The sequence below is a fragment of the Actinomadura rayongensis genome (genome assembly GCF_009831215.1).
Lineage (GTDB): Bacteria > Actinomycetota > Actinomycetes > Streptosporangiales > Streptosporangiaceae > Spirillospora > Spirillospora rayongensis.
In genome coordinates this window covers 1,573,292-1,590,876 of record NZ_WUTW01000001.1, presented here as the reverse complement: position 1 = coordinate 1,590,876, position 17,585 = coordinate 1,573,292, and the positions used below count along the sequence as shown (strand labels likewise).

Annotated in this window: 15 protein-coding genes; 10 read left to right on the top strand and 5 right to left on the bottom strand. The window is 73.5% G+C overall.

What is annotated here, in order from left to right; translation table 11 throughout:
* Positions 1-23 precede the first annotated feature (23 nt).
* From GQ466_RS07490 to sucB, 3 genes are all read left to right on the top strand, one after another.
* Positions 24-1,511 (top strand): leucyl aminopeptidase, encoded by a 1,488-nt coding sequence (locus tag GQ466_RS07490; RefSeq protein ID WP_161101970.1) that lies wholly within the window; start codon positions 24-26, stop codon positions 1,509-1,511.
* Between the two features lie 101 nt (positions 1,512-1,612).
* The gene (lpdA, locus tag GQ466_RS07485; protein ID WP_161101969.1) at positions 1,613-3,001 is read left to right on the top strand and encodes a dihydrolipoyl dehydrogenase; all 1,389 of its coding nucleotides are present in this window, start codon (positions 1,613-1,615) and stop codon (positions 2,999-3,001) included.
* A 36-nt stretch (positions 3,002-3,037) separates the two neighbouring features.
* On the top strand, positions 3,038-4,519 hold the full coding sequence (sucB, locus tag GQ466_RS07480; protein ID WP_161101968.1) for a 2-oxoglutarate dehydrogenase, E2 component, dihydrolipoamide succinyltransferase: 1,482 nt from the start codon (positions 3,038-3,040) through the stop codon (positions 4,517-4,519).
* A gap of 56 nt (positions 4,520-4,575) precedes the next feature.
* On the opposite strand, the gene GQ466_RS07475 is transcribed toward sucB, so the two are convergent.
* Positions 4,576-4,878: a hypothetical protein gene (locus tag GQ466_RS07475; protein WP_161101967.1), complete on the bottom strand. Its 303-nt coding sequence runs from the start codon at positions 4,876-4,878 to the stop codon at positions 4,576-4,578.
* A gap of 138 nt (positions 4,879-5,016) precedes the next feature.
* On the opposite strand from GQ466_RS07475, the gene GQ466_RS07470 reads away from it, so the two are divergent.
* Entirely contained in the window at positions 5,017-5,757 is a 741-nt protein-coding gene (locus GQ466_RS07470) for a Type 1 glutamine amidotransferase-like domain-containing protein (protein WP_161101966.1), read from the top strand.
* A gap of 85 nt (positions 5,758-5,842) precedes the next feature.
* Complete coding sequence (lipB, locus tag GQ466_RS07465) at positions 5,843-6,544, top strand: lipoyl(octanoyl) transferase LipB (protein WP_378186513.1); 702 nt, start codon at positions 5,843-5,845, stop codon at positions 6,542-6,544.
* On the opposite strand, the gene GQ466_RS07460 is transcribed toward lipB, so the two are convergent.
* Positions 6,511-7,008, bottom strand: a complete 498-nt coding sequence (locus tag GQ466_RS07460) for a YfbM family protein (protein ID WP_202419996.1) — start codon at positions 7,006-7,008, stop codon at positions 6,511-6,513. The two genes, lipB and GQ466_RS07460, sit on opposite strands and share 34 nt — an antisense overlap.
* Before the next feature lie 175 nt (positions 7,009-7,183).
* Between GQ466_RS07460 and lipA the strand changes: the two genes are divergently transcribed.
* Both lipA and GQ466_RS07450 read left to right on the top strand, forming a co-directional pair.
* Positions 7,184-8,113 (top strand): lipoyl synthase, encoded by a 930-nt coding sequence (lipA, locus tag GQ466_RS07455; protein WP_161101963.1) that lies wholly within the window; start codon positions 7,184-7,186, stop codon positions 8,111-8,113.
* Positions 8,114-8,167: 54 nt separating this feature from the next.
* Entirely contained in the window at positions 8,168-8,863 is a 696-nt protein-coding gene (locus GQ466_RS07450; RefSeq protein ID WP_161101962.1) for a DUF4191 domain-containing protein, read from the top strand.
* Between the two features lie 43 nt (positions 8,864-8,906).
* Here the strand turns inward: GQ466_RS07450 and GQ466_RS07445 are convergent, their stop codons facing one another.
* The gene (locus tag GQ466_RS07445) at positions 8,907-9,389 is read right to left on the bottom strand and encodes an RDD family protein (RefSeq protein WP_161101961.1); all 483 of its coding nucleotides are present in this window, start codon (positions 9,387-9,389) and stop codon (positions 8,907-8,909) included.
* A gap of 211 nt (positions 9,390-9,600) precedes the next feature.
* Here GQ466_RS07445 and glnA (GQ466_RS07440) point away from each other — a divergent pair, with 211 nt between their 5' ends.
* From glnA (GQ466_RS07440) to GQ466_RS07430, 3 genes are all read left to right on the top strand, one after another.
* Complete coding sequence (gene glnA, locus GQ466_RS07440) at positions 9,601-11,025, top strand: type I glutamate--ammonia ligase (RefSeq protein ID WP_161101960.1); 1,425 nt, start codon at positions 9,601-9,603, stop codon at positions 11,023-11,025.
* A 207-nt stretch (positions 11,026-11,232) separates the two neighbouring features.
* On the top strand, positions 11,233-11,637 hold the full coding sequence (locus GQ466_RS07435; protein ID WP_161101959.1) for an OsmC family protein: 405 nt from the start codon (positions 11,233-11,235) through the stop codon (positions 11,635-11,637).
* 248 nt (positions 11,638-11,885) lie between these two features.
* Complete coding sequence (locus GQ466_RS07430; RefSeq protein ID WP_161101958.1) at positions 11,886-12,755, top strand: phosphatase PAP2 family protein; 870 nt, start codon at positions 11,886-11,888, stop codon at positions 12,753-12,755.
* 41 nt (positions 12,756-12,796) lie between these two features.
* Here GQ466_RS07430 and GQ466_RS07425 read toward each other — a convergent pair whose 3' ends face one another.
* Both GQ466_RS07425 and glnA (GQ466_RS07420) read right to left on the bottom strand, forming a co-directional pair.
* A complete protein-coding gene (locus tag GQ466_RS07425; protein WP_161101957.1) occupies positions 12,797-15,919 on the bottom strand; it encodes a bifunctional [glutamine synthetase] adenylyltransferase/[glutamine synthetase]-adenylyl-L-tyrosine phosphorylase in 3,123 nt (1,040 codons plus the stop codon).
* An 88-nt stretch (positions 15,920-16,007) separates the two neighbouring features.
* Positions 16,008-17,369, bottom strand: coding sequence for a type I glutamate--ammonia ligase (glnA, locus tag GQ466_RS07420; RefSeq protein WP_161101956.1), 1,362 nt, complete (start codon positions 17,367-17,369; stop codon positions 16,008-16,010).
* Positions 17,370-17,585: the final 216 nt, after the last annotated feature.

Genomic DNA, 17,585 nt, shown 5'->3' with positions numbered 1-17,585 from the left:
GGGTGGGACTAACATCAACCCACGTGACCAGCATCAGCCTTGACAGCGAAGCTTCGGCCGACCTCGACGTCGACGCGATCGTGATCGGCGTCACCCCCGGCGACGCGCCGGACGCGGCGCGGCCCGCCGGGCATCCGGCGGCGGACGCCCTCGACGCGGCGCTCGGCGGCCGGCTCGCCGCGGGCCTCACCGCCCTCGGCGCCACCGGCAAGGCCGGGGAGCTGACCCGGCTGCCGACGCTCGGCGCCGTCCCGGCGCGGCTCGTCGTGGCGGCGGGCCTCGGCGCCGATCCCGACGCCGAGGCGCTGCGGCGCGCGGCGGGCGCGGCCGTGCGGTCGCTGGCGGGCGTCCGGCGCGTCCTCGTCGCGCTGCCCGCGAGCGGCGCGGCCGAGACCGAGGCCGTCGCGACCGGCGCGCTGCTCGGCGCCTACGCGTTCACGACGTTCCGGACGGGCGAGACCAAGGACCCCGTCGCCGAGATCGTCGTCGCGGGCGACGCGGACCACGCGGCGTCCGTCGAGCGCGCCCGGGTCCTCGGACGGTCGGTGGCGCTCGTGCGGGACCTGGTCAACACCCCGCCGTCCCACCTGTCCCCCGACGACTTCGCCCGCAAGGCCGCCGAGATCGCCGCCGAGACGGGCCTGGCCGCCGAGATCCTGGACGAGCGGGAACTCGCCGAGGGCGGCTTCGGCGGCATCACCGGCGTCGGGCAGGGCTCGGCGAACCCGCCCCGGCTCGTCCGGCTCGCCTACACCGCCCCCGGCGCGACGCGGACGCTCGCGCTCGTCGGCAAGGGCATCACGTTCGACTCCGGCGGCCTGTCGCTCAAGCCCGCCGAGGGCATGGACTGGATGAAGTCCGACATGGGCGGCGCGGGCGCGGTGCTCGGCGCGCTCGCGGCCATCGCGGCGCTCAAGCCCGCCGTGAACGTCGTCGGCTACATGGCGATGGCCGAGAACATGCCGAGCGGCACCGCGCAGCGGCCCTCGGACGTCCTCACGATCTACGGCGGCACCACGGTCGAGGTGCTCAACACCGACGCCGAGGGCCGCCTCGTGCTGGCCGACGCGCTCGTCCGCGCCGCCGAGGACGACCCCGACCTCATCGTGGACGTCGCCACGCTCACCGGCGCGCAGCTCGTCGCGCTCGGCACCCGCACGACGGGCGTCATGGCCAACGACGACGCCGTCCGCGAGGGCGTCGTGGCCGCCGCGGGCCGCGCGGGCGAGGCGGCGTGGGGCATGCCGCTCCCGGCCGAGCTGCGCAAGGGCCTGGACTCCCCCGTCGCCGACCTCGCCAACATCAGCGGCGAGCGCTGGGGCGGGATGCTGGTCGCGGGCGTGTTCCTCAAGGAGTTCGTGCCGGACGGCGTCCGCTGGGCGCACCTGGACATCGCCGGGCCGTCGTTCCACAAGGGCGAGCCCTACGGGTACACCCCGAAGGGCGGCACCGGCGCCGCGACGCGTACGTTGGTACAGATCGCCGAGGACGTGGCCGCCGGAATCCTCTGAGGGCCCCGGCGGGTGCCCCGTGCGACGTTTCCGGTCCCGCACGGGGTTCCGAGCCCATAGGTTGAGCGCGGATACCGGGAGAAACTGAGGGGGTCTGCTCGGTGGTGGACGGCGGCGCCTACGACATCGTGGTCCTGGGCGGCGGCAGCGGCGGGTACGCGTGCGCGCTGCGCGCGGCCGAACTCGGGCGTTCCGTGGCCTTGGTGGAGCGCGACGCGCTCGGCGGGACGTGCCTGAACCGCGGCTGCATCCCGACCAAGGCGCTGCTGCACGCCGCCGAGGTCGCCGACCAGACGCGCGAGGCCGCCGCCGTGGGCGTGAAGGCCGTGTTCGAGGGCGTCGACATCGCGGCCGTGCACGCCTACAAGGACAAGGTCGTCTCCAGCACCGTCAAGGGCCTCACCGGGCTGATCAAGAGCCGGGGCATCGACGTCGTCGCCGGCACCGGGACCCTCACCGGGCCCACGACCGTCCGGGTGACGGGGGCCGACGGCGACCGCACCCTCACCGCAGGGCACATCGTCCTCGCCACCGGGTCCGAGCCGCGCTCCCTGCCGGGCCTCACGATCGACGGCGAGCGGGTCGTCTCCAGCGACCACGCGCTGCGCCTCGGCCGGATCCCGGCGTCGGTGATCGTGCTCGGCGGCGGCGTCATCGGCGTCGAGTTCGCCAGCGTCTGGAAGTCGTTCGGCGCGGACGTCACGATCGTCGAGGCCCTGCCCCACCTGCTCCCGCTGGAAGAAGAATCGTCGTCCAAGCGGTTGGAACGCGCCTTCCGCAAGCGCGGCATCGGCTTCCACCTCGGGACGAAGGTCTCCGGCGTCAAGCCCACCCCCGGCGGCGTCTCCGTCGCGCTGGAGGACGGCACCGCGCTCGACGCCGAACTGCTCCTCGTCGCGATCGGCCGCGCGCCCCTCTCCGCCGGAATCGGCCTGGAGACGGCGGGCGTCGCGACCGACCGCGGCTTCGTCACCGTGGACGAGTTCTGCCGGACGAACGTCCCCACCATCTCGGCCGTCGGGGACCTCGTCCCGACGCCGCAGCTCGCGCACGTCGGCTTCGCCGAGGGCATCCTCGTGGCCGAACGGCTCGGCGGGCTCAGCCCGCGTCCGATCGACTACGACGGCGTGCCGCGCATCACCTACTCCGACCCCGAGGTCGCCTCGGTGGGACTCACCACCCGGGCGGCGCGGGAGCGCGGACACGAGATCAACGAGGTGGCCTATGACCTCGCCGGCAACCCCCGGAGCAAGATCCTCGGGACGCAGGGCGAGGTCAAGGTCGTCGCGGCCGTGGACGGTCCCGTCCTCGGCGTGCACATGGTCGGGGCACGTGTCGGCGAACTCATCGCGGAAGGGCAGCTCATCTACAACTGGGAAGCCCTGCCGAGCGAGGTCGCCTCGCTGATCCATCCCCATCCGACCCAGTCCGAAGCGGTCGGCGAGGCACACCTGGCTCTCGCCGGCAAGCCATTGCACGTGCACGGCTGAACGCCGGCACAGTAATTGAAGGAGTCGCAGAGAGCCATGCCGGTCTCCGTCACCATGCCCCAGCTCGGCGAGAGCGTCACCGAGGGCACCGTCACCCGCTGGTTGAAGAAGGAGGGTGAGCGCGTCGAGACCGACGAGCCGCTTCTCGAGGTCTCGACCGACAAGGTCGACACCGAGATCCCCTCGCCCGCCGCGGGCATCCTGACCAGCATCACCGTCGCCGAGGACGAGACCGTCGAGGTCGGCGCCGAACTGGCGGTCATCGGGGACGAGGGCGACGCCCCGTCCGGCGGCGGCGCGCCCGCCGCCGAGTCCGCCGCCGAGGAGGCGGCGCCCGTCCCGGCCGCGCAGCCCGAGCCGGAGCCCGCTCCGGCCCCGGCGCAGCAGGCCCCGCCGCCGTCGGCGTGGCCGCCCGCGCAGCCCGCCCCGGTGCAGCAGCCCGCGGCGCCCGAACCCGCCCCGGTCGCGCAGCGTCCGGCCCCGGCCCCGGCCCCGGCTCCCGCGCCCGCCCCTGCGGCGCAGGCTCCGAAGCCCGAGGCCCCGTCCGGCGACGGCCCGTACGTCACGCCGCTGGTGCGCAAGCTCGCCGGCGAGCACGGCGTGGACCTGAGCACGGTCGAGGGCACCGGCGTCGGCGGACGGATCCGCAAGCAGGACGTCCTGGAAGCCGCCCGCGCGCGGCAGCAGGCGCCCGCCCCGGCCCCGGCCGCCCCCGCTCCGGCCGCCGCGCCCGCGGCGCGTCCGGCGCCGTCCGCGCCCGCCCCGGCGGCGGCGCCCGCCGAGCAGCTCGCGCTGCGCGGCACGACCGAGAAGATGTCGCGGATCCGGCAGACGATCGCCCGCCGGATGGTCGAGTCGCTGCAGGTCTCGGCGCAGCTCACGACGGTCGTCGAGGCGGACATCACCCGCATCGCGCGGCTGCGCGACCGCGCCAAGGCCGACTTCGCGGCGCGCGAGGGCGTCAAGCTGTCGTTCCTGCCGTTCTTCGCGCTGGCGGCGATCGAGGCGCTGAAGACGCACCCGAAGCTGAACGCCGTCATCAACAGCGAGACCGACGAGGTCACCTACCACGACGTCGAGAACCTCGCCATCGCGGTGGACGTCCCCGAGCGCGGCCTGATGGTCCCGGTGATCCACAACGCGGGCCAGCTCAACCTGGGCGGCCTCGCGCAGCGGATCGCCGACGTCGCCGAGCGGACCCGGACCAACAAGGTCAGCCCGGACGAGCTGTCGGGCGGCACGTTCACGCTGACCAACACCGGCAGCCGGGGCGCGCTGTTCGACACGCCGATCCTCAACCAGCCGCAGGTGGCGATGCTCGGCACCGGCGCGGTCGTGAAGCGCCCGGCCGTCATCGACGACCCGGCGCTGGGCGAGGTCATCGCGGTCCGGTCCGTGGTCTACCTGGCGCTGACCTACGACCACCGGCTCATCGACGGCGCCGACGCCGCCCGTTTCCTCGGGACGGTCAAGCACCGCCTGGAGGAGGGCAACTTCGAGGCCGAGCTCGGCCTCTGACGAGTCCCGTACGACGCCCCCGCCGGCCTCCGGCGGGGGCGTCCGCGTCCGTGCGGTCAGGCCCGGCGGTCGGCGACCGCGTAGGACGCCCCCGCCGTCACGGCCGCGACGCCGAGCACGGCGGGCCACGCGCCGACCTTCTTCGCGAGCGGGTGCGACCCGCCGAATCCCGCGAGGTACACCGTCAGCAGCCCCGCCGCCCCCTTCGGCCCGGCGGCGCGTGCCCACTCGCGCGCGCACCACGCGCCGGCCGCGGCGAGCACGACCCCGCCCAGCTCGCGCCGGCGGGTGAAACGGGCGGCGGCATAACCGCCGATGAGACCGGAGGCGGCGACGGCCGCCGAAGGGATCTTCGCCATGCCCCGAGCGTAGCGGCGGGGCGGTCCCCGGGCGCGTCCGGCGTTCTCTTCCAAGAATTCCTAAAGGCGGACACGTCCGGGCACGACGGTCCTAGCGTGACGCCTGACCCACGGCACCACAGAAATGGAGCACCACGGATGAGCACCGACGGGCAGCCGCACATCCTCGCCATCGGCGGGGGCTCGTTCCGCAGGGACGAGCGCGAGGGCATCTGGCCGAGCCCGCTGCTGCGGTACGCGGCGGACCTGACGGGCCAGGACCGGCCGCGCGTCTGCTTCCTCGCGACCGCGATGGGCGACGACGACCGGGTGCTCGGCACCTGCTACGAGGCGTTCTCCCGGCTGGACGCCGAGGTGAGCCATCTCGCGCTGTTCCCGATGCCGAACTTCGCCGACGTCCGGGCGCACCTGCTCTCCCAGGACCTGGTCTACGTCACCGGCGGCAGCGTCGCGAACCTGCTGGCGCTGTGGCGGCTGCACGGCCTCGACGACGTCCTGCGCGAGGCGTGGGAGCGCGGCGTCGTGCTGTCGGGGCAGAGCGCGGGCGCGCTGTGCTGGCACGAGGGCGGCAACACCGACTCGTTCGGCCCGGAGCTGACCGCCCTCACCGACGGGCTGGGGTTCCTGCCGTACGCGTGCGGCGTCCACTACGACAGCGAGCCGCGCCGCCGTCCGCTGCTGCACCGGCTCGTCGGGGACGGGACGCTGCCCGCCGGGTACGCCGCCGAGGAGTCGGTCGCGCTGCACTACGTCGGGACGGAGTTCGTCCAGGCGGTGTCGTTCCGCGACGAGGCCCGGGCGTACCGGATCGAACCGGACGGAACGGGCGGCGCGAAGGAGACGCCGATCGTTCCGCGCCTGCTCACGGGCGGGGCATAGTCTGGACGTCGTGACACAACTGGACGCACGCGAGACGGCCGGGCGACCCCCGGCCTCCGCCGCCGAAGATCTCGCCGAAGACCTCATCGTCGTCCACGCCGGGTTCGGGGACGCCGCCGTCCCGTACGAGGACGGCTGGGCCCTCCAGCGCCGCACCCACGCGCTGCGGGCCGACGACCTGCTGCCCGACACCGTCCTGCTGATGGAGCACCGTCCGGTCTACACGGCCGGCAAGCGCACCGAGGCGGCGGACCGGCCGTTCGGCGACGCGGGCGCGCCGGTCGTGGACGTGGACCGCGGCGGCAAGATCACCTGGCACGGGCCGGGGCAGCTCACCGGGTACCCGATCGTCAAGCTGCCCGACCCGGCGGACGTCGTCGCCTACGTCCGGCTTCTGGAGCGCATGATGATGGCGGTGTGCGCCGAGTTCGGGCTCGAGACCGTCACCGTCGAGGGCCGCAGCGGGCTCTGGGTGCCCGGCACGCCGGACCGCAAGATCGGCTCCATCGGGATCCGGGTGTCGCGCGGCGTGACCATGCACGGCTTCCAGCTCAACTGCGACAATGACATGAGCTGGTTCGACCGGATCGTCCCGTGCGGGATCCGGGACGCGGGCTCCACCAACCTCACGCGCGAGACGGGCCGCCGCGTCCCGGTCGCCGAGGTGCTGCCGGTGGTGGAGCGCCATCTCGCCGCCGTCCTCGGCGCGGCCGGGACGCTGCACCGCACCGTCGCGCAGGTCGACGCCGCCGCTCAGCGCGCCGAGCGCTCCTCCATCGCCTTGTAGACGGCCTCGCCCGCGTCCGCCGCCTGCCGGAAGAACCGGCCGAGCGCGTCGTAGGCGGGCGCCAGCACGCGGTCCAGGACGCCGTCGTCGAACGCGTCGGCGTCCTGGACGTGCGCCGCCTTCATCGCCGTCAGGTCGAACCGTCCGGCGATCGCGCGGAACGGCGTCGCCGCCAGGTACGCCGCGATCGGCGCGACCCGCGCGGGCTCCAGGTAGATGACGTCGCGGCCGAGTTCGTCGGCGCCGTCCTCGGTCAGCAGCCGGCCGCCGCACACCACGTCGCCCTCGGGCTGCGGGCCGTCCCACGGGTCGCCGGTGAGCAGGTAGTGGACGGCCTGCCACGCTCCGCCGAGGTCCAGCGCCGTCGCGGCCGGGCGCGCGCCGCCCGCGCCGAACAGCCGCCGCGCGACGACGGCGGGGTCGGCCGCGCCGTCGAGCACGGGCGGCACCCTGAGAAACGACATGGCAAGGCCCACGGTGGTCCTCCTGCGGCGTGGAATAGCGGGGGTCGGCGTGACGACAGGGAGTCACCCTAGAGAGATCCACGGTGTTCAGGGGAGAAAAGCGGCCAATCGAGTCCCCATCGGTACATGACGGCCGCCGTGCCGGTGACCTCGGCGGGCGACGTAGTCTGGAGCGGTGACGACGGCGACACCTGAGGGGCGCAAACTCCTCCGCATCGAGGCCCGCAACAGCCAGACCCCCATCGAGCGCAAGCCGGACTGGATCAAGACGCGGCTGAAGACCGGCCCGCAGTACCGCGAGCTGACGCGCCTGGTGAAGTCCGAGGGCCTGCACACCGTCTGCCAGGAGGCGGGCTGTCCCAACATCTACGAGTGCTGGGAGGACCGCGAGGCCACGTTCCTCATCGGCGGCGACCAGTGCACGCGGCGCTGCGACTTCTGCCAGATCGACACCGGCCGTCCCGCCGCGCTGGACCGCGACGAGCCGCGCCGCGTGGCCGAGTCGGTCGCGTCGATGGGCCTGAAGTACGCGACGGTGACCGGCGTCGCCCGCGACGACCTCGAGGACGGCGGGGCCTGGCTGTACGCCGAGACCGTCCGGCAGATCCACGCGGCGATCGACGGCTGCGGCGTCGAACTGCTCATCCCCGACTTCAACGCCGACCCGGCGCAGCTCGCCGAGGTGTTCGGCTCCCGTCCCGAGGTGCTCGCGCACAACGTGGAGACCGTGCCGCGCATCTTCAAGCGGATCCGCCCGGGGTTCCGGTACGAGCGTTCCCTGGACGTCATCACGCGGGCGCGCGCGGACGGCCTGGTGACCAAGTCCAACCTCATCCTCGGCATGGGCGAGACGCGCGAGGAGGTGTCCGAGGCGCTGCGCGACCTGCACGACGCCGGTTGCGAACTGATCACGATCACGCAGTACCTCCGGCCGTCGCCGCGCCACCACCCGGTGGAGCGCTGGGTGAAGCCCGAGGAGTTCGTGGAACTGTCCGCCGAGGCCGAGAGCATCGGGTTCGCGGGCGTCATGTCCGGTCCGCTGGTGCGGTCCAGCTACCGCGCGGGACGGCTCTACCAGCAGGCGATCGCGGCGCGCGAGGCCTGACCGGGGGACGGGCGGCGGCGCTGCGCGGGGCGGCGCGCGACTATCCTTGGGCGCATGTCGAAAAAGCCCGTGGACGGGGTTCAGGAGAATCCGGGACGCCTGCAGCAGATCCGCATGGTCGTCAAGATCCTGCGCCAGACGGACCCCAAGGCCCTGCCGATCGTCGTCGCCGCCGCTCTCGGCACGCTGGCCGTCGTCGTCCTCATCGGGCTGCTGGTCGGACAGCTCTGGCTGTTCGTCCCGCTGGCGCTGCTCGCGGCGTTCGCGGTCGGCGTGGTCCTGTTCGGCCAGCTCGCGCAGCGCGCGCAGTACAAGGTGATCGCCGGGCAGCCGGGCGCCGCCGCGGCCATCCTCAACAACATGCGGGGCGGCTGGACGGTCACCGAGGCCGTCGCGGGCAACCGCAACCTCGACATGGTGCACCGGGCCGTGGGCCGTCCGGGCGTCGTGCTCGTCTCCGAGGGGCCGCGCAGCCGCGTGGGCGCGCTGCTCGGCGCGGAGAAGAAGCGCATCGCCCGCGCCGCCCAGCAGGTGCCGATCTATGACATCCAGGTCGGCGACGACGAGGGCCAGATCCCGGTGGACAAGCTCCAGCGCCACCTGATGAAGCTGCCCCGCAACCTCACCAAGCCGCAGGTGGCGGAGCTGAACGGCCGTCTCCAGGCGCTCCCCCGCTCGATGCAGATGCCGAAGGGCCCGATCCCCAAGGGCGCCCGGATGCCGCGCGGCCCGAAGCCGAAGACGCGCTGACCCGTCCCGCGCGGCAACGCCGCGCGGCGCGGTCGGTGTCGCGTCAGAGGCGGACGACGACGGTGTTGGCGGCGCGGTCGTGCAGGCCGCGCTGGTCGCGGTCCCAGATGAGCGCCGGGACGACCGCGATGAGCAGCACCGCGCGGGCGAGGCCCCAGCCGAGGCCGAGCGGACGCCCGTCCAGCCGCGCCACCCGGACGCCGAACAGCCGCTTGCCGATCGTGACGCCGAGCAGGCCGGTCAGCAGCCACGCCTGGACGGCGAACACCGCGAGCGTCACGAGGCTGCGCTGCGACGGGTCCAGGTCGAACGCGCGCGTCAGCAGGGTCGCGACGAGCAGCGACAGCGCCCAGTCGACGAACAGCGCGCCGAGCCGGCGGCCGTATCCGGCGGCCGAACCGCTCCCGCTCGCGGGCAGCCCGAGGCGTTCCCCGGGCTCGCCGAGGTCCACGCCCGCCGACCGGGTGCCGGTCAGCCAGGTCTGCGTCCATCGCGGCGTGGCGCCGCGCCGCCCGTCACTGCTCATGGGAATACGCTATCTGCTCCGGGGTATGGGTGATTCGCGCCCGGCGCGGACCGGAGCCCGCCGTCCCTTCCCGCCGTCGTTTCTTGGGCGGAGTGGTCGTGATCGAAGTCACGACGTGATATGTAACACAGGGGATACACATCAGACACGGCCGGGAAACGGCGGCGCGCCTAGCCTGGGACCCAGCCCAAGAGCGCCCCAAGGAGGCTGAATGTTCAGCAGTGCCGATGAGGTCCTGAGCTTCATCCGCGACGAGGATGTTCGGTTCGTCGACTGCCGGTTCGTCGACCTGCCGGGCAAGATGCAGCACTTCACGTTCCCCGTGGAGAGCTTCGGCGAGAACGTGTTCACCGACGGGCTGATGTTCGACGGTTCGTCCGTCCGCGGGTTCCAGGAGATCCACGAGTCGGACATGCTCCTGCTGCCTGACCCCGCGACCGCCGTGGTGGACCCCTTCCGCCAGCACAAGACGCTGAACCTCAACTTCTTCGTGCACGACCCCCTGACCGGCGAGCCCTACAGCCGCGACCCCCGCAACGTCGCCCGCAAGGCCCAGGACTACCTGCGCGGCACGAACATCGCCGACACCGTCTACTGCGGGCCGGAGGCGGAGTTCTACATCTTCGACGACGTCCGGTTCGAGACGAAGCAGAACGCGGGCTACTACTTCCTCGACTCGATCGAGGGCGCGTGGAACACCGGGCGCGAGGAGGAGGGCGGCAACCTCGGGGCCAAGCCGCCGTACAAGGGCGGGTACTTCCCCGTCCCGCCGATGGACCACTACACCGACCTGCGCTCGGAGATGGTCACCCAGCTCCTCAACGTGGGCATCCACGTGGAGATGCAGCACCACGAGGTCGGGACGGCGGGCCAGTCGGAGATCGACTTCCGGTTCGACACGCTGCTCAAGACCGCCGACAACCTCATGCTCTACAAGTACGTCGTGAAGAGCGTGGCGCGGGCGGCGGGCAAGGCGGTCACGTTCATGCCGAAGCCGATCTTCGGCGACAACGGCTCGGGCATGCACGTGCACCAGTCGCTGTGGAAGGACGGCTCGCCGCTGTTCTACAACGAGGTCGGCTACGCGGGCCTGTCGGACAACGCGCGGTACTACATCGGCGGCCTGCTGCGCCACGCGCCGTCGCTGCTGGCGTTCACGAACCCGACGGTGAACTCCTACCACCGGCTCGTCCCGGGCTACGAGGCGCCGGTGAACCTCGTGTACTCCCAGCGCAACCGCTCGGCGTGCATCCGGATCCCGATCACCGGGTCCAACCCGAAGGCCAAGCGCGTCGAGTTCCGCGTGCCGGACCCGTCCTGCAACCCGTACCTGGCGTTCTCGGCGATGCTGATGGCCGGGCTGGACGGCATCAAGAACAAGATCGAGCCCGCCGAGCCCGTGGACAAGGACCTCTACGAGCTGCCGCCGGAGGAGGCCCGCGCGATCCCGCAGGTGCCGGGGTCGCTGGAGGCCGTGCTCGCGGCGCTGGAGGACGACCACGACTACCTCCTGGAGGGCGGCGTGTTCACGCCCGACCTCGTGGAGACCTGGATCGGCATGAAGCGCGAGTTCGAGATCGACCCGATCCGGCTCCGCCCCCACCCGCACGAGTTCGAGATCTACTTCGACGTGTGATCCGCCGGCGGACGGCCCGGGCCCGAAGGTCCGGCGCGTCCGGCCGAGCCCGGGGCCGTCGGGCCGTCCATCGCGGACGGCCGGCGGCCCTTCCGCGTCTTCGGGGCGTGAACGGCCGGGGGTGACGAAGGGAACACCGGCCGTCCGGCGGGAAGATCACGCGGCGGGGACGCGTTGTGCCGGGGCAGGACGATCAAGGGAGATCTCATGGCCGGCGTGGAAGTGCGGCGCACCGAGGACGGTTTCGAGGCCGTCAACGACCGGGGCGCGCGGGTCGCGATCGGCGCGCCCGACGAGGCCGGGGTGTTCAGCCCGGTCGAACTGCTGCTCGCCGCGCTCGGCGGCTGCGAGCTGGTCACCGTGGAGCCGCTGACGGCGCAGCGCGGCCACCGGATGGTGCGGCTCGCGGCGACCGTGTCGGCGGAGAAGGTGGCGTCCAACCGGCTCGGGACGATCACCCTCGCCTACGACGTGGAGCTGCCGGAGGGCGACGAGAAGGCCGCCGAGGTGCTGGCGGCCGTCGCGCACCGCGTCCACGACCGGTACTGCACGGTCGGCACGGCGCTGCGCGAACCGACGACGGTCGAACAGGTCCTCCCGGCCGTCTCCTGACCCGCGACCGTCATGATCGACGACGGACCGGGTAGGGGCCGGACGCCGCCGCATCCCCCCGCGGCGGCGGAGGGAGCCGCGTGAGCACCGCGTTCGCCGGGCCGGGGACGGCCCGCCCCACCGACGGTTCTAGACCGCCTCCACCGAAGGTCCGGACGCCGCCTCAGGGACCTACTACTCAAGGCTGAGATGAAGACCGTCCGTCGCGGTGATCTCAAGCCGGTGACCTCACGGCAAAGATAGGTAGCATGGCCCAAACCGCCCCAGCACCCCCCAGAGGCCAGCCTCGGCCCGGCGGTCGCGACCGCGACGCCCGGCCCGGCCCGGCCACCGCTCCCGCCGTCTGGCGCGAGCTGCTCCTCATCGTCGTCTTCTACACGGGCTACACGCTGACCCGGCTCGTGCTCGTGTCGGACGGCACCGCCCCCGCCTTCCGGCACGCCGAGCAGATCCTGCGGTTCGAGCGGTTCCTCGGGATCGACGTCGAACTGGGCCTCAACCAGACGCTGCTGCACGTCCCCTGGCTGGCGCGCACCGCCAACGTCTTCTACGCCACCGCGCATTTCGTGATCACGATCGCGGTGGTGGTGTGGGTGTGGCGCTGCCGTCCGGCCGAGTACCGGTGGCTGCGGACGTCGCTGATCACCGCGACGGCCGTCGCGCTGCTCGGCTTCTGGCTGTACCCGCTCGCGCCGCCGCGCTTCCTGCACGCCGAAGGCTTCGTGGACCCGGTGACGGCCCTGCACTCGCTCGGGCTGTACGCCAGCGACGCGTCCGGCACGCTCACCAACCAGTACGCGGCGATGCCGTCGATGCACGCGGGCTGGGCGCTGTGGTGCGGGTTCGTCGTCGCGCGGCTGGCCTCGCGCCGGTGGGTGCGGGTCGCGGCGCTGCTGTATCCGGCGACGACGCTGTTCGTGATCCTCTCGACCGCCAACCACTACGTGCTGGACGCGGTCGTCGGGATGGGCCTCATCGGCGCGTCGCTCGGCCTGGCGTGGCTCGCCTACCACCGGTGCCCGGCGCGCTGGTCGGGGCTGCCGGGCAGGGCGCTGGCGCGGCTCCGCCAGCAGCACGCCTCGGCTCCGGGCACGCCGCGCGAGTCGTCGGCGGCCTGAGACACCGGGCGCCCCGGGGCTCTCCCCGGGGCGCCCGTCGCCTATTCGACGCCGTAGAAGACGCGGTCCACGACCGCGCGGGCGTGGCGGGCGCGGCGCCGGTAGTCCTCCAGCAGTTCGCCGGTGGCCGCGTAGCCGAGCATCTGGGTGATGGACGTCCGCTCGTTGTGGTGGTCGGTCGGCAGCAGGTCGGACGCACGTCCGCGCACGAGCATCATCGCGCCGCGCAGCCGGGACGCCAGCCGCCACGCGTCCGCCAGGGCCTCGGCGTCGGACGCGTCGAGCAGGTGCGCGGCGACGGCGGCGTCCAGCGCGGCGAGCGTCCGGGTGGTGCGCAGCGCGGGCACCTCCCAGGCGTGCTGGAGCTGGAGGAGCTGCGCGACCCACTCGACGTCCGACAGGCCGCCGGGGCCGAGCTTCATGTGCAGGCGGCGCTCGACGCCGCGCGGCAGCCGCTCGGACTCCATGCGCGCCTTCAGCCGCCGGATCTGGCGCAGGGCGTCGTCGTCGATGCCGTCCTCGGGCCAGCGGATCGGGTCGATGAGGGCGCGGAACTTCTCGTTCAGCTCCGCGTCCCCGATGAGCGGGTCGGCGCGCAGCAGCGCCTGGCTCTCCCAGGGCGCCGACCAGCGCGCGTAGTAGGCGGCGTAGGACGCCAGTGAGCGGACCAGCGGCCCCTGCCGTCCCTCCGGGCGCAGGTTCGGATCCAGTTCCAGCGGCGGGTCGGCGGCGGGCAGCGCCAGCAGGCGGCGCGTCTCCTCGGCGACGGCGTGGGCGGCGCGGCCCGCGTCCGCGTCGTCGGCGCCGGGCAGCGGGTCGTGGACGAACATGATGTCGGCGTCGCTGCCATAGCCCATCTCGTGGCCGCCGAACCGGCCCATCGCGACGATGGCGAGCCGGGTCGGCAGCGGCGTCCGGCGCTCCATCTCGATCTTGCTGGTGGCGGCCTGGAGCGCGGCCTCCAGCGTGACGGTCGTGATGTCGGTCAGGGACTCCCCGACCGTCTCGATCTCGGTGAGGCCGAGCACGTCGGCGACCGAGACCCGGAACAGCTCGCGCCGCCGGACGGCCCGCGCCGCCGCGACGGCGTCCTCGGCGGGCAGCGCCCCGCCCTGTTTGGCGACGGGCTGCCCGTCCGACCCGGTGTGCCGGCGGACGCCCGCCAGGACCTCGCTGCGCAGCGCCGCGAGCGGCCGGGGCGTCAGCTCCGCCTTGCTGCCGAGGATCGTGACGGCCTCGGGCGCGCGCAGCAGCAGGTCGGTCGCGTACCGGCTGGTGCCGAGGACGCGCGCCATCCGCTCGGCGACCGTGACCTCGTCGCGCAGCAGCCGCAGGTACCAGGGCGTGGCGCCCAGGGCGTCGCTGACCTTGCGGAACGCCAGCAGCCCGGCGTCGGGGTCGGGCGCGTCGGCGAACCAGCCGAGCATGACCGGCAGCAGCGTCCGCTGGATCGACGCGCGCCGCGACACCCCGGACGTCAGCGCCTCGATGTGCCGCAGCGCGCCCGCCGGGTCGTGGTAGCCGAGCGCGACGAGCCGCGTCCGCGCCGCGTCGGGCGTCAGCCGGGCCTCCTCGCCGGGCAGCTTGGCGACGGCGCGCAGCAGCGGCCGGTAGAACAGCTTCTCGTGGATGCGGCGGACCTCGCGGGCGTGCCGCCGCCACAGCGCGGTGAACTCCCCGACCGGTTCGGCGCGCAGCCCGAGCGCGCGGCCGAGGCGCCGCAGGTCCGCCTCGTCGTCCGGGACGAGATGGGTGCGCCGCAGGTGGTGGAGCTGGACGAGGTGCTCGACGCGGCGCAGGAACCGGTACGCGGACGCGAGCGCCGCGGCATCGTCGCGCCCGACGTAGCCCCCGGCCGACAGGGCGTCGAGCGCGTCGAGCGTGGTGGGGCTGCGCAGCGACTCGTCGGCGCGGCCGTGGACGAGCTGAAGAAGCTGCACCGCGAACTCGATGTCGCGCAGCCCGCCCGGGCCGAGCTTGAGCTGCCGTTCGGCCTCGGCCGAGCGCCGATGCAGGTCGGCCTCGACCCGGCGGCGCATGTCCTGGACGTCCTCGACGAACTTCTCGCCCTCGGCGGCCTTCCACACCAGCGGCGTGATCGTGGCGAGGTAGCGCTCGCCGAGCCCGGGGTCGCCCGCGAGCGGACGGGCCTTCAGGAGCGCCTGGAACTCCCACGTCTTGGCCCAGCGCTCGTAGTACGCGCGGTGGCTGTTCAGGGACCGGACGAGCGGCCCGGCCTTCCCCTCGGGCCGCAGCGCCGCGTCCACCTCCCACAGCGAGCCCTCGACGGTGCTGGCCGAGCACGCCCGCATCATCGCCGACGCGAGCCGGGTGGCGACGCGCAGCGCGGCGTCCTCCTCGACGCCGTCGGCGGCCTCGGCGACGAAGATCACGTCGACGTCGCTGACGTAGTTCAGCTCCCGGCCGCCCGCCTTGCCCATGCCGATGACGGCGAGCCGGCAGGACGCGTGCTCGGGCACCTCGGCGCGCGCGACGGCGAGCCCGGCCGCCAGCGCGGCGGCGGCGAGGTCGGCGAGGTCGGCGGCGACGCCGGACACGTCGGCGGCGCCGGTGAGGTCGAGTCCGGCGAGGGCGAGGAGCTGGCGGCGGTACTCGGCGCGCAGCGCGACGAGCGTGTCGCCGCCCGAGCCGGCCGCGACGGGGTCGGGGGCGGCGGGGTCCGCGCCGACGGCCCGCAGCAGCGCGGCCCGCAGTTCGGCGGCGCGCAGCTCCCGCGACGGCTCCACGTCTTCGTCCCCGGGCAGCGCGCCCTGGCCCGCCGTCGCGGGGAAGTCGGCGGGCGTCGCGCGCAGGACCGTCCAGTGCCCGGGGTGACGGGCGAGGTGGTCGGCGAGCGCGTCGCTCACGCCGAGGACGGCCAGCAGCCGGTCCCGCACGTCGGGCTCGGCCCCGAGCGCGGTGCGCAGCGCGGCGCCGATGCCCCGCTCGTCGGCCGCGGCGAACAGCCGCAGCAGGCCGCCGAGCGCGAGGTCGGGGTCGGCGGTGCCGCCGAGCGCGCCGATCAGCTCGTCCCCCGGCAGCGTGCCGGGGCCGCGGTCGGCCTCGGCCAGCAGCCGCTCCGCCCGGGCGGCGTCGGTGAAGCCGAGCCGCGCCAGGCGACCGGTCAAAGAGGGGCGGCGTTCAGATGTCCACGACTCGCTCACGGCGTCAACCGTAAACCCGCGAAGCCCCGTACGGACGGCCGGACGGCCTTACGAGCCGATCTCAAATCGGCCCGATCCGGCCGCGCCGTCAAAGGATGCTGATCAACCGCTTGCGCTCGAACTGGGTCACCTCGCGCCGGTACTCCTCCCATTCCTGCCGCTTGTTGCGGAGAAAGAAGTCGAAGACGTGCTCGCCGAGGACGTCGGCCATCAGCTCGCTGTGCTCCATCGCGTGGATGGCGTCGTCCAGGTCCTGCGGGAGCGGCTCGATGCCGAGCGCGCGGCGCTCGGCCGGGGTGAGCGCCCAGACGTCGTCCTCCGCGCCCGGCGGCAGCTCGTAGCCCTCCTCGATGCCCTTGAGCCCGGCGCCGAGCATGGCCGCGAACGCGAGGTAGGGGTTGGCGGCGGTGTCGAGCGAGCGGAACTCCACGCGCGTCGCGTGGCCCTTGTGCGGCTTGTACATCGGGACGCGCACGAGCGCGGACCGGTTGTTGTGCCCCCAGCAGATGTAGGACGGCGCCTCGCCGCCCGCGCCCGCCGTGGACCCGACGCCGCCCCACAGCCGCTTGTAGGAGTTCACCCACTGGTTGCAGACGGCCGTGATCTCGGCGGAGTGCCGCAGCAGGCCCGCGATGAACGCGCGGCCGACCTTGGAGAGCTGGAACTCGGCGCCGGGCTCGTAGAACGCGTTGCGGTCGCCCTCGAACAGCGACATGTGGGTGTGCATCCCCGACCCGGGGTGGTCGGTGAACGGCTTCGGCATGAAGGACGCGTACACGCCCTGTTCGAGCGCGACCTCCTTCATGACGAGCCGGAACGTCATGATGTTGTCGGCGGTGGTGAGGGCGTCGGCGTAGCGCAGGTCGATCTCCTGCTGGCCGGGCGCGCCCTCGTGGTGGCTGAACTCCACCGAGATGCCCATGGCCTCCAGCATCGTGATCGCGTTGCGCCGGAAGTCGTGGGCGGAGCTGTGCGGGGTGTGGTCGAAGTAGCCGCCCGAGTCCACCGGGGTGGGCTCGCGGCCGTCCTCGGGCCGGTCCGACAGCAGGAAGAACTCGACCTCGGGGTGGGTGTAAAAGGTGAAACCGAGGTCGGCGGCGCGGGCCAGCGTCCGCTTCAGCACGAACCGGGGGTCGGCGAAGCTCGGCGTGCCGTCCGGCATGAGGATGTCGCAGAACATGCGGGCGACGCCGGGGCTCTCGCTGCGCCAGGGCAGGACCTGGAACGTCGACGGGTCCGGCTTGGCGATCATGTCGGCCTCGTAGACGCGCGCGAAGCCCTCGATCGCCGACCCGTCGAAGCCGATGCCCTCGCCGAAGGCGCCTTCGAGTTCCGCGGGCGCGACGGCGACGGACTTCAGAAAGCCGAGCACGTCGGTGAACCACAGCCGGATGAAGCGGATGTCGCGCTCCTCCAGCGTGCGGAGCACGAACTCCTGCTGACGGTCCAATGCCTTCTCCCTCGGTGGTGCGGTGCCGGCCGGCGCTCACCGGTCCCCCGGCCCCTTCCCGCGCGGCCTCCGGGCCTAACGCGGGGCCGGGACCCCCGATGACGTGGCGCTGGTGCCGACAGGTACGCCTCGCTTGCAGTATGCCCCGCCGCTGTTACCGCGACGTTACGTCCGTTCCGGCGGCCCGGGACCGCCCCACGGGACGCGGTGCGCAAC

Coding starts and splice junctions, on each gene's coding strand:
- sucB (WP_161101968.1), top strand. CDS start 3,038: ATGCCGGTCTCCGTCACCATGCCCCAGCTCGGCGAGAGCGTCACCGAG.
- GQ466_RS07475 (WP_161101967.1), bottom strand. CDS start 4,878: ATGGCGAAGATCCCTTCGGCGGCCGTCGCCGCCTCCGGTCTCATCGGC.
- GQ466_RS07470 (WP_161101966.1), top strand. CDS start 5,017: ATGAGCACCGACGGGCAGCCGCACATCCTCGCCATCGGCGGGGGCTCG.
- GQ466_RS07460 (WP_202419996.1), bottom strand. CDS start 7,008: ATGTCGTTTCTCAGGGTGCCGCCCGTGCTCGACGGCGCGGCCGACCCC.
- GQ466_RS07450 (WP_161101962.1), top strand. CDS start 8,168: ATGTCGAAAAAGCCCGTGGACGGGGTTCAGGAGAATCCGGGACGCCTG.
- GQ466_RS07445 (WP_161101961.1), bottom strand. CDS start 9,389: ATGAGCAGTGACGGGCGGCGCGGCGCCACGCCGCGATGGACGCAGACC.
- glnA (WP_161101960.1), top strand. CDS start 9,601: ATGTTCAGCAGTGCCGATGAGGTCCTGAGCTTCATCCGCGACGAGGAT.
- GQ466_RS07435 (WP_161101959.1), top strand. CDS start 11,233: ATGGCCGGCGTGGAAGTGCGGCGCACCGAGGACGGTTTCGAGGCCGTC.
- GQ466_RS07430 (WP_161101958.1), top strand. CDS start 11,886: ATGGCCCAAACCGCCCCAGCACCCCCCAGAGGCCAGCCTCGGCCCGGC.